The sequence below is a fragment of the Lutimaribacter saemankumensis genome (assembly GCF_900100005.1).
Lineage (GTDB): Bacteria > Pseudomonadota > Alphaproteobacteria > Rhodobacterales > Rhodobacteraceae > Lutimaribacter > Lutimaribacter saemankumensis.
In genome coordinates, this window is record NZ_FNEB01000011.1 from 48,553 (window position 1) to 62,464 (window position 13,912).

16 protein-coding genes are annotated in these 13,912 nt (G+C 59.6%); 3 read left to right on the plus strand and 13 right to left on the minus strand.

Annotation, left to right across the window (positions count from 1 at the left end; genetic code table 11):
- Positions 1-6: 6 nt before the first annotated feature.
- Positions 7-810, minus strand: coding sequence for an enoyl-CoA hydratase/isomerase family protein (locus BLT50_RS17050; RefSeq protein ID WP_175491514.1), 804 nt, complete (start codon positions 808-810; stop codon positions 7-9).
- Between the two features lie 92 nt (positions 811-902).
- Here BLT50_RS17050 and BLT50_RS17055 point away from each other — a divergent pair, with 92 nt between their 5' ends.
- Positions 903-1,580, plus strand: coding sequence for a TetR/AcrR family transcriptional regulator (locus BLT50_RS17055; RefSeq protein ID WP_090030202.1), 678 nt, complete (start codon positions 903-905; stop codon positions 1,578-1,580).
- 30 nt (positions 1,581-1,610) lie between these two features.
- Here the strand turns inward: BLT50_RS17055 and BLT50_RS17060 are convergent, their stop codons facing one another.
- On the minus strand, positions 1,611-2,309 hold the full coding sequence (locus BLT50_RS17060) for a hypothetical protein (protein ID WP_090030204.1): 699 nt from the start codon (positions 2,307-2,309) through the stop codon (positions 1,611-1,613).
- A gap of 35 nt (positions 2,310-2,344) precedes the next feature.
- Positions 2,345-3,904 (minus strand): class I adenylate-forming enzyme family protein, encoded by a 1,560-nt coding sequence (locus BLT50_RS17065; protein ID WP_175491516.1) that lies wholly within the window; start codon positions 3,902-3,904, stop codon positions 2,345-2,347.
- A gap of 208 nt (positions 3,905-4,112) precedes the next feature.
- On the opposite strand from BLT50_RS17065, the gene BLT50_RS17070 reads away from it, so the two are divergent.
- Positions 4,113-5,048: an NAD(P)H-dependent flavin oxidoreductase gene (locus BLT50_RS17070; protein WP_090030208.1), complete on the plus strand. Its 936-nt coding sequence runs from the start codon at positions 4,113-4,115 to the stop codon at positions 5,046-5,048.
- On the opposite strand, the gene BLT50_RS17075 is transcribed toward BLT50_RS17070, so the two are convergent.
- The 9 genes from BLT50_RS17075 to BLT50_RS19105 form a co-directional block, all read right to left on the minus strand.
- Entirely contained in the window at positions 5,030-6,562 is a 1,533-nt protein-coding gene (locus tag BLT50_RS17075) for an AMP-binding protein (RefSeq protein WP_090030210.1), read from the minus strand. The genes BLT50_RS17070 and BLT50_RS17075 overlap by 19 nt on opposite strands.
- A gap of 3 nt (positions 6,563-6,565) precedes the next feature.
- Entirely contained in the window at positions 6,566-7,873 is a 1,308-nt protein-coding gene (locus BLT50_RS17080) for a TRAP transporter large permease (protein WP_175491517.1), read from the minus strand.
- Positions 7,870-8,415 (minus strand): TRAP transporter small permease, encoded by a 546-nt coding sequence (locus BLT50_RS17085; protein WP_050930059.1) that lies wholly within the window; start codon positions 8,413-8,415, stop codon positions 7,870-7,872. The genes BLT50_RS17080 and BLT50_RS17085 overlap by 4 nt, the downstream gene beginning before the upstream one ends.
- A complete protein-coding gene (dctP, locus tag BLT50_RS17090) occupies positions 8,415-9,446 on the minus strand; it encodes a TRAP transporter substrate-binding protein DctP (RefSeq protein ID WP_090030213.1) in 1,032 nt (343 codons plus the stop codon). The genes BLT50_RS17085 and dctP overlap by 1 nt, the downstream gene beginning before the upstream one ends.
- Positions 9,447-9,684: 238 nt before the next feature.
- Positions 9,685-10,392, minus strand: coding sequence for an IS6 family transposase (locus BLT50_RS17095; protein ID WP_090030214.1), 708 nt, complete (start codon positions 10,390-10,392; stop codon positions 9,685-9,687).
- A gap of 31 nt (positions 10,393-10,423) precedes the next feature.
- A complete protein-coding gene (locus BLT50_RS19780; protein WP_090030216.1) occupies positions 10,424-10,756 on the minus strand; it encodes a DUF805 domain-containing protein in 333 nt (110 codons plus the stop codon).
- A 391-nt stretch (positions 10,757-11,147) separates the two neighbouring features.
- The gene (locus BLT50_RS17105; RefSeq protein WP_090030218.1) at positions 11,148-12,185 is read right to left on the minus strand and encodes a zinc-binding dehydrogenase; all 1,038 of its coding nucleotides are present in this window, start codon (positions 12,183-12,185) and stop codon (positions 11,148-11,150) included.
- A gap of 376 nt (positions 12,186-12,561) precedes the next feature.
- Positions 12,562-12,753, minus strand: coding sequence for a hypothetical protein (locus BLT50_RS17110; protein WP_090030220.1), 192 nt, complete (start codon positions 12,751-12,753; stop codon positions 12,562-12,564).
- A gap of 79 nt (positions 12,754-12,832) precedes the next feature.
- A complete protein-coding gene (locus BLT50_RS19105) occupies positions 12,833-13,339 on the minus strand; it encodes a DUF6647 family protein (protein WP_139170558.1) in 507 nt (168 codons plus the stop codon).
- Here BLT50_RS19105 and BLT50_RS19785 point away from each other — a divergent pair.
- Positions 13,338-13,724, plus strand: coding sequence for a LysR family transcriptional regulator (locus BLT50_RS19785; protein ID WP_425433975.1), 387 nt, complete (start codon positions 13,338-13,340; stop codon positions 13,722-13,724). The two genes, BLT50_RS19105 and BLT50_RS19785, sit on opposite strands and share 2 nt — an antisense overlap.
- Here the strand turns inward: BLT50_RS19785 and BLT50_RS17125 are convergent.
- Positions 13,628-13,912, minus strand: a 285-nt coding sequence (locus tag BLT50_RS17125; RefSeq protein WP_139170559.1) for a DDE-type integrase/transposase/recombinase, incomplete at its 5' end; no start/stop codon positions are given. The genes BLT50_RS19785 and BLT50_RS17125 overlap by 97 nt on opposite strands.

Sequence of the window (13,912 nt, forward strand, 5' to 3'; positions counted from 1 at the left end):
GCCGGCTCAGGGCTCGTCGGTGATCCGCCGCGCGCCCTCTGCCCCTTCGGTCAGCAACCGGTTCGCGTCCGGCTGCACCATCAGATCGCAGAAAAGCGTGCGTTCATCCGCGAAAGCCTCGGGCCCCGCCGACATCGCCTGACGCACAAGCCGCTTGATATGGCTGGCCGCCCGTGCAGGCTTGCCCGCCATGCGCTGCGCCAGCGCCAAGGCCTCCGCCCGCGCATCTGCCACTGAGGCCGAGGCAAGGCCCGCCGCCACCATCTCATCCGGGCTCAACGTATCGCCGGTCAGCGTCATGTGCAGGGCGCGCGACTGGCCGACAATCTGTGGCAAGCGCTGCGTGCCCCCCGCCCCCGGCAGGATGCCCAGATTAATCTCCGGCAAACCATATTCGTGATCGCCCGCCTGCACGATGCGCAGATCACAGGCAAGCGCCAGCTCGAACCCGCCCCCCATCGCGGTGCCGGTCATTGCCGCGATGAAAATCGTATCACTGCCCTCCATCAGCCGCATGGCGATATGGATGGGTGCTTCGGGCACCGGGCGGTCGGTGGTAAACACCATCTCGCGCGCGGCCATCTGCGCAGCCTGCGGGGCCAGCACCTTCAGATCGTAATGCCGGATGAACACCCCCGGTTCAGCCCCCGACAGAACACAAACCCGGATCGACGGATCGCCTGCAATCTGCTCTATCGCCTTCAGCAGATCGGCTTCCATCGCGCGATCCATGAACCCCTGATCGGGATTATGAAACACGATCTCTGCAATCGCGCCATTGACCGTCAAAACCGCCTGACCACCGGACATGTCACACCTCCCCAAATGCAGACCAAGCCTAGAATTTTCATCCTCGAAATTCAAACAAACAATCGGTAGAATAACGGCCACGGCGTACATATATGCGCCTGATCACAGCCGCCCGTCTCGCCCGCGGGCCAGCAAAAAGGGAGGCCGGGTCTTTGGCACCGCAACAGGCACGTGCGCGCGCGCAAGACGAAACGCAAACTCAACAGCGACCGCGTCGCAGAAACAAACGCGAAGACGTCCTTCGCAAAGCATCTGCACTGATCGCGCGCCACGGGTTTGACGGCACCTCCATGCGCGATATCGCAGCCGCTGTCGATATGCTGCCAGGCTCGCTCTATTACCATTTCCCGTCAAAAGAAGACATGCTGCTGGCCATTCACGAACGGGTGGTGACGGACATGATCGCCGATACCGAGGCCGCCATCGCCAAGGGCACAACGCCGTGGGACCGGCTGGAACGTGCCGCCGTCGCTCACCTCAAGGCGCTTCTGGGCAGCGGCAATCTGGTCACGATCATCTCGCCCAATTTCGCCGAGGACCGTGAAGAGCTGAACCAGAAGCTCAAAGCGCATCGCCGCGAATACGAGGAGATCTTCAAACGCCTGTTTGAGGATATCGACCTGCCGGATGATGCGGATCGCAGGCTTTTGCGCCTGCAACTGCTGGGTGCGCTGAACTGGGTGCCTGTGTGGTACTCCAAGAAACGCGGAACATCGCCGGAAAAGATCGCGACATCCTTTGTCAGGGCCATCCGCCCCGATGCGGCGTGACGCCCCGGCGGGACGTCACGCGCAACTGTCTTAATCGGCGAAGGTAAAGATGCCGTCCAGCAGGCGGCCACCGCCCAGGATCTGATCCACTTTCACCTGTGCCAAGGCGCTGCCTTCTGCGCCCTGAATATCGACGGACACGGCCTCACCCCCGCAGAAGGACCCGGTGAAGGGGATCTTCAGCCCGGCCTCACCTGTTGTGCCCACGTAATTCAGCGTGCCTGCCGCGGGGCCGCATTCACTGCCCGGTTTGATGACAATCGTGATCGACCCGGTGCCATCGCCGCCTGTTCCGGTCCATGTGTCGCCCGACCCGCTTTGGTTGGCATCCCCGGTGCCAACGCCCGCGTTGAAATGGGTGTTCATCGCCGCCGCGACCTTGGGATCCGGGCCATACCAGCCGCCGATGATGTACCGCGCCGGCGCGCCGATGGCGGAATCGAACCCCTTCACGTTGATATAGGCATAGGCCGCGCTGTAAGGCGTCAGACCAAAGCCGCCTTCGGCATCATAAACGTTCAAACCGCCCGACAGATCGTCAGCAGGTTCCACGCCATCGGGCAGCAAACCGTCCAGGCTGGCCGCATCCCAGGTCACGGCGATGGTGACGGTGTTGGCCCCGGTCATCAGATAAGGCGGCGGCGGGGCCGTCTCTGCCCCAGCGGCTGAGGCCAAAAGCCCGGACACAACAAACGAGGCCGCGGCCAGCGGTTTAACAAATGTCTTCATAATTTCCTCCCATACGCTGCGGCGCCCCACCCCCCTCAGGTCGCAGCATCTTTCCAATACGGGGCGCGAAGGTCTTTCTTGATCACCTTGCCCAGCGCGTTGCGCGGGAAGTCCTCGCGCAGTTCGACGGCAACAAGGCGCTGCGTTTTCGCCAGACGTTCATTGGACCAGGCCTTGATCGCCTCCGGATCAGGTGACGCACCAGAGGCCGGGATCACCAGCGCCAGACAGCTTTCGCCCCATTTTGGATGCGGCACGCCGATGACCGTGACATCCATCACATCGGGATGCTGTCCAACAATCGCTTCGACATCCGTGGGAAACACGTTGAACCCGCCCGAGATGATCATGTCCTTTTTCCGGTCCACGATCTTCAGGAACCCGTCCTCATCCATCACGCCGACATCGCCGGACCGGATGAAGGTGCGCCCGCGCTCATCCCGCCAGATCAGCTCGGCCGTTTGCGCGTCGCGCTTGTTGTATTCTGACATGATGCCCGCGCCGTACCCTGCGATCTCCCCCGGTTCGCCCGGCGGCAATTCATTGCCCTCGTCATCCAGAATGCGCACCTCGAACCCCAGAACCGGGGTGCCGACGGTGTCGAATTTCTCCGCATGCTGATGCGGCTTCAGCATGGAGGCGAAGCCTTCGGAAAAGCCATAAAGCTCGAACAAACCCGGTGAAATCCGCTCGATAATCTGGCGTTTGGTATCGCGGCGCAGGGGCGATCCGGCCGACAGAACCGTGCGCAGGGAACTTAAATCCGTGCTATCCAACTCGGGCCGCTGCAGCACCATCAGGTATTGCGCGGGGACCATGAAAGTATGGGTGATCTTTTCCCGCTCGACCGTCTTCAGGAACGCGGCCGCATCAAACGCGGGCATCACATGCAGCGTTCCCCCGGCAAAGAGGATCGGCAGCATCATCAACCACGTGCCATTGGAATAAAGCGGCGTGGTCGTCAGCGCGCGGCTGTCTGACGAAAAACTCATCTCCACCGCGTTGGAAAACGCCCAATGCAGGCGCGCGCGGTGGGTCTGCACGATCCCTTTGGGCAGCCCCGTGGTGCCCGAGGAATAGATGATGTTGAACGCATCCGTCAGCGCGTGGCGGATATCAGGCATCGTATCGGGCGATGTCGCATAGATATCGGCGACATTGCCCCAGCCGTCAGTCTGGAACCCATGGGCGATCCAGGTCCGGATCCCCGTCAGCTTGGCGGCCAGCGGCACCACACGCTCTTCAAACTCGGCCGATACAAAAGCGGCAACCGCATCGCAATCGCTCAGCAGGCTTTCCAGCTGCTCCGCGGTCAAAAGCCCCGACAGCGGCACAACACAGCCCCCTGCCCGCACCACGCCGAACAGACATTCCAGCATGTCCACCGAATTGCCCATCATCACCGCAACGCGGTCGCCTTTCTGCACGCCTGCCGCGATCAGGTGATTGGCCACGCGGTTGATATTGCCGACAAAATCGCCCCAGCTGCGCGTCTGATCGCCACAAATCACGGCATCCTTGCCGGGATAATGGCGCGCATGCGTGGCGAAAAGATCGGGCAAATAGACCTGCGGGTCGTCCAGTCGATCAGTCATGGATTGCGTCTTCCCCATCCTGTCAGTGCACTGCGCATCGGTGCGTCGGTGCGTCAGCGTCGTTTTGGGCACGTCCGACACCCCGCGCCCGGATGCGCGCGACCGGCGGTGACAAGCCTCTCTCTCCCACCTAAAAACTTAGCGCATTTTTGCGCAGTTGCCAAACAGTTGATTGTTAGAATATTGAAGGCAGATCGGAGGACAAACCATGTGGCCAGAGGATCGAACCGGACCCGCTCTGCGCGCAGATCTGAAAGCGCGGCTGCGCCTGCCGCTCTTTGTGGCGCCGATGTTTCTGATCTCGGGGCCTGAGCTGATCATCGCCTCCGCCCGCGCCGGAGCGCTATCGGCTTTTCCTTCCGTGAACGCGCGCGCTCCGCAGGATCTGGACCGGTGGTTTGCGCAGATTGCAGAAGAGACCGACGGCGCCGCCCCCTGGGGCGTCAACCTGATCGTGCATCATTCGAACGCACGCCTGGAACACGACCTGGCCGCCACCGTGCGCGCGCAGGCCCCTTTGGTGGTGGCCTCGGTCGGTGCGCCCGATGCGGTCACGGGGCCGGTGCATGACTATGGCGGGCTGGTCTTTTCCGATGTTGCCAGCTTGCGCCACGCGCGCAAGGCCGTGGCCGCGGGTGCGGACGGGCTGGTGCTGCTGACTGCGGGCGCGGGTGGGAACACGGGTTGGCTCAACCCGTTTGCCTTTGTCGCCGCGGTGCGCGAGTTCTTCGACGGCCCCATCGCCGTTGCGGGCGCCATCGGCACAGGCCGCGCGCTGCACGCGGTCGAGGTTCTGGACGCCGATCTGGGCTATGCCGGAACGCCCTTTATCGCCACGGAAGAAAGCCTCGCCCAGCCGAGGCACAAGGACATGGTCACCACGACGGACGCAGACGGCATCATGCTCTCTGATCTGGTCACCGGCATCCCGGCCAATTTCGCGCGCGACAGCCTGATCGCCGAAGGGATTCTCGACGAGAAAGGCCAGGCGCTTCATCACGGCGCGCTGGACATGGCCTCGTGGAAAACGGTCTGGAGCATGGGCCACGGTGTGGGCCAAGTGAAGGGTATCCGGCCCGCCGCCGATCTGATTGACGATCTGGCCCGGCAATACCAGACGGCCCGTCAGATCGCGCGTTCGTAGCCTTCCCAAAACGGCGCGCGGATCTCACGCTTGAGAACCTTGCCGGTCGCGTTGCGGGGCAATTCATCGCGAAACTCCACCGATTTGGGCGCGCGCATGCTGCCCAGCCGGTCTTTGCACAGCGCAATCAGCTCCGCCTCTGACACCGCTCCCCCTGCGCGCAGCTCGACCACGGCCTTCACCGCCTCCCCCCAATCAGGGTCCGGCACACCGATGACGGCGGCCTCCTGCACATCCGGGTGCGACAGCAACTCCCGCTCCACCTCCGCCGGATAGATGTTGAACCCGCCCGACACGATCATGTCCTTCTTGCGATCGACCAGCGTGACATACCCCTCGGCATCCGCCACGCCGATATCGCCGGTCAGGTACCAGCCGTTCTTGAACGCCTCTGCCGTGGCTTGCGGATTGTTCTCATAGCCTTGCGTGACGCCCCAACTGCGCACCGCCACCTCGCCCCGCGTGCCGGGCGGCTGCGGTTGGCCGTCGTCATCCACAATCGCCACCTGCCGCAGGATCGACGGCTTGCCGATGGACATCAGCCGATCCTCCCACACGCCGCCTGCATCGGGGCGATGATCCTCGGGCGAAAGGAAACAGATCGGGCCAATCCCCTCGGCCTGGCCGAAGAAATTGGTCATCACCGGGCCGAAGACATCCATCGCCTCGCGCAGCTTTTGCGGCGCCATCGGGGCCGCGCCATAGGCAAAGCGATGCAGGCTGGAATAGTCATGCCGCCCCAAATCGGGCGAGGACAACATGCGGTAGATGATCGTGGGCGGTAGAAACAGGATCTGCGCGCGCTCCGCCTCAATCGCGGCCAGGATCGCCTCCGGCTCAACACTGTCCAGCAGAATATGCGTGCCGCCCGTCACCGTCAGCGCAAAGATAAACGACCCCGCGAAATGGGTCATCGGGGCCACGACCAGATGATTGACAGCCCCATGCACCTGCAAGGCGTGCAGCATATCCATGCAGGCGACCATGTTGCTCAGATGCGTGTGCCGCACCCCCTTGGATTTCCCGGTGGTGCCAGAGGTGGCGTAAAGCGTCCACAGATCGTCAGGCGCCTGCGCGATATGCGGCGCCTGTGTGCCTTCGGGGGCCATCCAGTCCGCCATCCCGTCATCGATGCAGATGGTCAGCGTCACCTTGGGGCAAGCGGCGCGCACCTTGTCCAATTCCCGCGCGAAACTTGAGTGATAGAACACCACCTCCGCCCCCGCATCTGCCAGGATCTGCGCATTCTGCGCGACCGCATTGCGCGCGTTCACGGGAACCATCACGCAGCCCGCGCGCCAGAAGCCGAACATCGCCTCCAGCCCGCGCCAGTCATTTGGCATGTAGACACCCACGCGCGTGCCGGGGCCAAACCCGTCGCGGATCAACGCGGCCGCGATGCAATGGGTGGCCGCCTGACTTTGCGCGTAACTGCGGCTGACATCGCCTTGTTTGACGAACGCCGCATTGGGCGTCAGGGCGGCGGATCGGTCGAAAAAGTCAATCAGACGCATGGCTTACCCCATCGTGGCAGGCAGGAAGGTCGCAATCGCGGGGAAGGCCAGCAAAAGCGCCAGCACCACCATTTCGATGGCCAGAAACGGCAGCACCCCTTTGAAGAGCTGCCCCGTCTTCACCCGCCCATCAGCCGAGGCCAGCACCGCATAAAGGTTCAATCCCACGGGCGGAGAGATCGCCGCAATCTCGATCAGCTTGACGATGATCACCGCAAACCAGATCGGATCAATGCCCAGCGTCTGGCTGATGGGATAGAGAAACGGCACCGCGATCACCAGAAGCGAGACGGAATCGAGGAACATCCCCAGCAGCAGGAACAACACCACCGTCATCGCCAGAAACCCGGCCACGCCAAGCTCGGTCGCGGTGACAAAGGCGCGGATATCGCCAATGAACCCGCTGATCAGCAAAAAGCGCGAGAAGACCAGACCGCCAATGACAATCAGGAAAATCATCGCCGTGATCCGCGCGGATTCGAGCAGTGCCTCCCAGATCTGGTTTGCTCCGATCCGGCGCATCGACAGCGCGATGAACAGTGCACCCGCAGCACCTACTGCGCCCGCCGCCGAAGGTGGGAAGAGCCCCGAATAAATACCCCCCATCACAAGGATCATCAGGAGCAGAACGCTCCACACCTTGGACAGCGCGCGAAACCGCATGGGCCAGGTGATCTGTTCTTGCACATCAGGCGCCCATTCGGGCCGCACGATCAGGAACAGGCGGATTCCGAACATATAGGCCCCTGCCGTCAACACCCCCGGAAGGATGCCCGCAATCAGCAACGCGCCCACCGGCTCCCCGGTCAAAAGCGCGTAAAGCACCATCGCGATGGAGGGCGGGATCAGCCCCGCCAGCGTGCCCGCCGCCGCAATGCAACCGGCGGAGACACCGGGGTCATAGCGAAACTTCAACATCTCGGGCAGGGCCATACGGGTGAAAACACCAGACGCCACCACGGTCGAGCCCGAGGCCGCCGCAAAGCCCGCCTGCGCCATGATCGTGGCCATGAACAGGCTGCCGCGCACCCGGCTCAGCACGGCTTGCGCCGCGAAGTAAAGATCCCCAATGATCCCCGCGCGCCCGGCAATCGCACCCATCAGCACGAACATCGGCACCACGACAAAGGTGTAATCGCTGGCCAAAGTATAGGGCGTGGTCTTGAAGGTTGTCAGAACGAAGGACGCGCCAACGCTCAGGTAAAGGCCAATCGCGGCCACACTGGCCAAGGCAAAGCCCACCGGCACGCCGACGGCCAAAAGCAGCAACAGACAGGCAAAGGCGACACCGCCTTGTTCCAGACCGCTCATTTGGTGGATGCGTCCTCTTTCGGTCCCTTCAGACATTGCAGCACAAAGACCATAATGGTCAGCGCAGCCCCCAGGGCGCAGGCCACTTTTGCAGGCCAGATCGGATAGCCCAGCGTCGCCGCAGACACTTCCCAGATCTCAACGCTGTCGATGGCCAGCTGCGCCGTGCCATAGGCGATCAGTCCAAAGACCAATAGCCCCGCTGCCTGGCTGAGCCACCAGCCCAGCAAGCGCAGGCTGCGCGGCAGGAACGGCAGAAACAGATCAACGCCGATATGATCGCGCCTGCGCTGCACCAAAGGCCAGGCGAGGAAAATGGCAGCCGCAGCCAAGGTTCCGGACATATCGACCTTGAAGGGTAGGAAGGTGCCAAAGATCTCACCCGAGATGATGTCGGCCGCGCCCACAATCATCACGACGAACAGAACCGCGGCGCAAATCGAAATTGCCACACGTTCGGCCAGTGTCGCCCCTGCCCCCAAGGCATTGGGGGAGGCATCGGCGTGATGCCCCCCCGCAGCGTTTTTTTCGGCGTCAGCCATTACTCGAAGCTTTTGGCCGCTTCGCGCTGCATCGGCACGATCAGTGCGATCGCGTCGCCCATGCCGTCGGCTGTCATCCGCTCTTCCCAGATCGCGATCATGTCGGGCGATTTGGCGACAAAGGCGTCCATATCGGCCAGTTCGATGCGCTGACCGCCAGCCTCTTCAAAGGTGGCATAGGCCTCGGCCTCGGCCCCTTCCAGCCATTCGAGGTCTTTCATCATCGCCTCCTGCGCCACTTCGGTCATCAGGCTGCGCACGCTTTCCGGCCAGCTGTTCCAGCGATCTTGCGGAGCATAAAGCTGGAACGTGGTGAACGTGCCTGTGTTGATGTCCGAGATATAGGGCGCCACCGATTGCAGTGAAAAGAACGGCACCCATTCGATGGGGCCAAAGTTGCAATCCAGCGTCCCGCGCTGCAGACCTTCGCGGATTTCCGGCGCCTGCACACGTGTGGGCACCATGCCATAGGCTTCCATCCAGATCGGAACATAGGCCCCGCCAACCGCACGCACGCGCAGACCTTCCAGATCCGACATCTGGTTGATCGGCTTGTTGCAGGTCAGACGATAGGGCGATGTGACGGTCCACTTGATCGGCTGCAGGTTCAGCTCGGCCAGCTCGGCCTGGGTGGGTTCAGCGCCATAGACCTCACCGGCCAGCTTTTGTGCTGTAGGCGCATCAGCCGACACCCGGTTCAGAAGACCTGCCGCAATAGACGTCATCGGCATTTCGGAGGCGTGCACGGCTTGTGCGAACACACCCAGATCGACCGCACCAGAGGACACAAGGTTTTTGATCTCCAACAGACCACCCAATTGGCCAGACCAGAAAATTTCGATCTTTACCTTGCCGTCGGACCGGCGCGTGACCTCTTCGGCCCACCACTTGTCCCATTGAACGGCTGGCCAGCTTTCCGGCAGCGGATGCGCCATGCGCAAGGTCACATCAGGGTATTCTTCGGCGGTTGCCTGAAATGCCAGCAAGGACAGAACGGCAGCGCCAGCAAAACGCGCAGCAGACTTGAACATGTTTTCCTCCCTAAAAAACGCTCAGCGGGATGGCACACTCGACAGTCTGCGCCGCAGCAGCTACACCCCTTAACCTAACAATCGTTTGGTTTTTTGTTTTGTCAACACCAGGAGGCTCAAGTTGCTGGGCAATTCGCCTGCCATTCAACCTGGGATTGCTTTGCCGCGGTCCCGAACCCGCTCAGGGTGCTGTCAGACGAATTCGAACTTGTCTCTGCAAGGACAGTGACGCTGTCCCTTATGCCGTGCAGAGAGCGCGCCACTCGACCAAAGCAGCGGTTCGGTTTTGCTTGAAATGGTCCCGTTTGGAGAGGCTACGATCCTGGTTGAAGTGATTGAAGACGGAGGAATGGACGGCGACGAACTTCTGCAGACTTCGCATTCGCCGAAAGCGCTGCATGGCTCGTTCTCGTCGTCGGAATGGCAGGTGCGAATTCTCAATGCGGTTGTTGAGCCAGCGACCACATTCCTGCAAATCACCGCACCCCAAGTCGCGAAGGGCAGCCTTGTATGAAGCGAACCGATCGGTGACCAAGACTTCCGGCTGACCATATCGCCGCATCAATTTCCTGAGCATTTTCAATGCAGCGCGCTTGTTTCTTCGCTTCGTAACGACGCTCTCGAGCACCTCGCCTTCGTGATCCACAGCGCGCCACAGATAGTGCCGCTCGCCGTTGATCTTCACGAAGACCTCGTCCACGTGCCACTGCCATCTGGAAAAGGCACGCAGTTGCTGAATACGTCGTCGGCGGATCTCGGAGGCAAACATCGGCCCAAACCTGTTCCACCAGAACCGGATCGTTTCATGGCTGACGTCGATGCCGCGCTCGTGCAGCAAGTCTTCGACATTTCTGAGTGACAGCGGAAACCGGACATAGAGCATCACTGCCAGGCGGATGACCTCGGGGCTGGTTTTGAAGTACTTGAAAGGCGAGCGTTTGGTCATCTCGAGAGGCTACGAAAGCCCCCTGCCCGCCTCAAGCCAAGTTTCTCTGACAAGACCTCAAAAAATACATAGGGCGCGACGATAGCACGGTTAACGCAACCCGCACCAAGAAAGGCCATCCGGGCCAGCCGAAGTCATGCAGTCTCCGATACCCCGCGGCAGAAAAGGGCAGAAATAGGAGCAATGCTGCCAACTGTTGGATCAACAGGTCATATAGGCCAAGTCCCAGAATTGGAAGAAACCCGATCAAGGCCAACGCCGAAACGATGGCAAGGGCGAACCACCAGAACTCCGAACGTGACGCTCGACCATCGAAAGTCTTGAATTTGACAAGGCAGTTCCGGACGGCCTCACTGAAAGTCATTCGCTAACTCGCCTTCAAATCAATGATTGGAGAAACCGATGTCCCACGACATATTTTTTAGACGGCTCATTGAAATCAGTGTGAAATTTACCGGTTAGCTCCGAAGCCGTAATTGATTCAAAACAAAAGGCCCCTTCGTCCGCAGAGCGGCCACTCAACCAGATCGCAGCGAATGACCGATCAGAGCCCTTAGCAGCCGTTCGGAGATGGCATACACCATGAGTTTGATCGGACTCTGGATACATGAAGAAAGCGTTTGTGATGTCTCGCGTTGCGCCGTGATTGCTGTTCGGGAAGGTCACCAATCCTTTGGATGGGGTTTGATCGACCAAGACTCATTTCTAAAGGGCACGTTTATGCCTTGCTCTGAGCCTCAGGCTGGGCGTCTGCCTTAGGACAGCAGGATTTGCACTTTCCCATCTGGCTGAGCTAGTGCCTGCGGCAACCGCTCGATCGCGTGCTCAATCGGCAGTTCTGTCGACACATGTGTCGTCCACTGCCCATCGCGAAACCGGTTCTGCACCTCGCCAAAGACGAGTAGCTTGCGGAAGAAGGACGTATTGCTTGCCCACGATGTGGTCCAAAACCCCTCGACCGATTTATTTCGGAAGATCATCTCACTTGGGTCGAGAATTTCAGCCGGCGATGTATCGAGCTTCCCGTAGATGATCCATCGCGCATCGTCGCCCATCGCCTTATGTACCTGCGCACTGGCACTCCCGGCTACGGCGTCGAGAAAGATCACTGGCTTTTCCTTAGATAGAACTCTTTCCAAGTCTTCTGCATAAGTGGGAGATGTTTCATTCAAAACATACTCTGCGCCGAGCTCCTTCAATAATTTGATCGGGTCCTCACGCCTTACCAAAGCGATCATCTTCTTGCCTTGATCACGCGCCAGTCCCGCTACGAATTTGCCTAGCTGGCTTGCTGCAGCAGAAAAAACGAAAGCGTCGCCTGCACCCACCAGCTCCAACATTGCTGCAGCCGTCACCGGGTTAACTATCAATCCTGCCGCATCACGATCGGACACCCCCTTCTTCAGTGGCAATGCCACTGCTGCCTGGGTCACAGCATACTCGGCCCATGCTCCAGACCCGTCCGGTGTCACGTAGAATGCCACGTCGCGTCCCTTTAGTAGGCGCCCCATCAACCCCGGCCCTGCTTCAACCACCGTACCGACACCTTCAAACCCCGCAGGTTGGCCCTGCATTCGTGCCTGGCCATAGTAGCCTTGGACGAACGCGATGTCTGATGGGTTGATTGCTGCCCTGCGCACTTTAATCAGAATTTGGCCTGGCCCCGGAACTGGACGCGGTATGCCCCCTAACTCCAAGAAATCGGCCGGTCGGTCCAATCGATTGCCAACATACCCTTCTTTGGTGGCAATCCCCCTGTGCCGGAGCAGCAACCCAAGCATCTCAGTCGGCATATTCTAATTCCCCTCGTCTTAGGCCCCAGTTGGAAGCCAAGTATGCAATGTCGAAGCGAATATCTTTGATCCGGAGCATTCTCGAGATCGAAACCTTCTGATGATCAAAGTGGTATATTTCAAAAGCGATCAAGTAGCCAATGTTCAGTGAGTAACGTGCATTCGGACAGTTGGAAGGCAATCGCTTCCGAGATCTTTATTTGGATACGCTCGCACAATTTCGAGAAAAATAAAATCGACCGGGGAACAGATGAAAGAAATCGTTTACGCTGATCTCCGATTATGAGCGCGTTCGGACAGGTGTGTACGGGCTCCGGTTATGCCGAGACGGCTTGAATCTTCCCGTTTGAAAACGGTAGGCAATCCGATGGAATGCCTACCGGATATCATCATTAAGAGGTATTTTTCTCAGATCGACGTAGCCCATGAAAGTCTTGTGCTCGCCCTCGAACACTTCAATCAAAACCCTTAAGGGAAAAACAGACCAGTCGGCATGTATCTTGACCCGGCTGATCTGGGATGAAGTGGTTTGATAGCCGTTCGGAAAGCAAAGCGTTTTCTTAGTCATTGGAGCCTTCCTGCTCTGAGTAGGTCGCGAGCTAATTGTGTCTTGAGCGTTGCCGCGCCACGTCACAGTTTTTCGCCCGTCAGTCGGGATGCACATTTTGCAATTTGCAGTTCGTGGTAAGGCCAATCACAGTCCAGTTGACGTCCAACGAAACCTCTCGCGCGTTCATCCACTTTTCCTGAAGCTTATAGGCCTGATACTCCCATCTTGCGCGACAGCCGCGGTTGGCTGTCGCTTGGCGGTGATGAACCAGTTCATGAAGCAAGACGGAGACGTCTTCGGTGTTTGTCGCGGTCCATGGACGGAAAAGCGTAATTGTACGGTCGCTTTTGTTATAAAGTCCCCGGGTGCGCTCTCCGACGGCCACTCGCGACGTGGTTCTTTCATCTTCCAATTCAGGCGGATCTTTAAGGAATATTGCGGGTGCCTCAGAGGCTCGGGGCAAGTCGGAATGCTGGTCCAGCCAGACCTCGAGTTGTTCGACAAGTTCAGGCCGTGGTTGGGCGGCGACTGGCCCGGATGAGAGAAATGATGTAATTAAGACAAGTGCGGTGGTCACGAAGGCCACAGATTGCGAGGTATGCATGGCGCTCTCCTCGTTTGCTTTGATCCTTGGCGATCAGGCTAGCGGCACGGGGTGGCGCGAAACAAAAGATCAATTTTCACGAGGAGATGAAAAAATTTCATCCACTCGAAAAAGAAACCTTCCGCCTTTCACGGCGGTAAAAGCATTCGAAGCCGCCGCGCGGCATGCGAGTTTCAAGCTGGCAGCCAAAGAACTGTGCCTGTCACCGTCGGCTGTCTCGCACCAGATCCGGGCGGGTGCTGTCAGACTAATTCGAACTCGTCTCTGCCAGGACAGTGACACTGTCCCTTATGCCGCGCAGAGACTACGCCACTCGGCAAGAGCAGCGGTTCTGTTCTGCTTGAAGTGGTCCCGTTTGGAGAGGCTACGATCCTGGTTGAAGTGATTGAAGACGGAGGAATGGACGGCGACGAACTTCTGCAGACTTCGCATTCGCCGAAAGCGCTGCATCGCGCGTTCTCGTCGTCGGAATGGAAGGTGTGAGTTCTCAACTCTGTTGTTCAGCCAGCGACCACAGGCTTGCCGGTCTTCACACCCCATGTCACGCAGCGCGGCTTTGTAGGAAGCAAGCCG

Bases quoted from the DNA above. Each gene is read 5' to 3' on its own strand.
- BLT50_RS17065 (WP_175491516.1), bottom strand. From the start codon at position 3,904: ATGACTGATCGACTGGACGACCCGCAGGTCTATTTGCCCGATCTTTTC.
- BLT50_RS19785 (WP_425433975.1), top strand. From the start codon at position 13,338: ATGGCGCTCTCCTCGTTTGCTTTGATCCTTGGCGATCAGGCTAGCGGC.
- BLT50_RS17050 (WP_175491514.1), bottom strand. From the start codon at position 810: ATGTCCGGTGGTCAGGCGGTTTTGACGGTCAATGGCGCGATTGCAGAG.
- BLT50_RS19105 (WP_139170558.1), bottom strand. From the start codon at position 13,339: ATGCATACCTCGCAATCTGTGGCCTTCGTGACCACCGCACTTGTCTTA.
- BLT50_RS17085 (WP_050930059.1), bottom strand. From the start codon at position 8,415: ATGGCTGACGCCGAAAAAAACGCTGCGGGGGGGCATCACGCCGATGCC.
- BLT50_RS17055 (WP_090030202.1), top strand. From the start codon at position 903: ATGCGCCTGATCACAGCCGCCCGTCTCGCCCGCGGGCCAGCAAAAAGG.
- BLT50_RS17060 (WP_090030204.1), bottom strand. From the start codon at position 2,309: ATGAAGACATTTGTTAAACCGCTGGCCGCGGCCTCGTTTGTTGTGTCC.
- dctP (WP_090030213.1), bottom strand. From the start codon at position 9,446: ATGTTCAAGTCTGCTGCGCGTTTTGCTGGCGCTGCCGTTCTGTCCTTG.
- BLT50_RS17080 (WP_175491517.1), bottom strand. From the start codon at position 7,873: ATGAGCGGTCTGGAACAAGGCGGTGTCGCCTTTGCCTGTCTGTTGCTG.
- BLT50_RS19780 (WP_090030216.1), bottom strand. From the start codon at position 10,756: ATGACTTTCAGTGAGGCCGTCCGGAACTGCCTTGTCAAATTCAAGACT.
- BLT50_RS17095 (WP_090030214.1), bottom strand. From the start codon at position 10,392: ATGACCAAACGCTCGCCTTTCAAGTACTTCAAAACCAGCCCCGAGGTC.
- BLT50_RS17075 (WP_090030210.1), bottom strand. From the start codon at position 6,562: ATGCGTCTGATTGACTTTTTCGACCGATCCGCCGCCCTGACGCCCAAT.
- BLT50_RS17070 (WP_090030208.1), top strand. From the start codon at position 4,113: ATGTGGCCAGAGGATCGAACCGGACCCGCTCTGCGCGCAGATCTGAAA.
- BLT50_RS17110 (WP_090030220.1), bottom strand. From the start codon at position 12,753: ATGACTAAGAAAACGCTTTGCTTTCCGAACGGCTATCAAACCACTTCA.
- BLT50_RS17105 (WP_090030218.1), bottom strand. From the start codon at position 12,185: ATGCCGACTGAGATGCTTGGGTTGCTGCTCCGGCACAGGGGGATTGCC.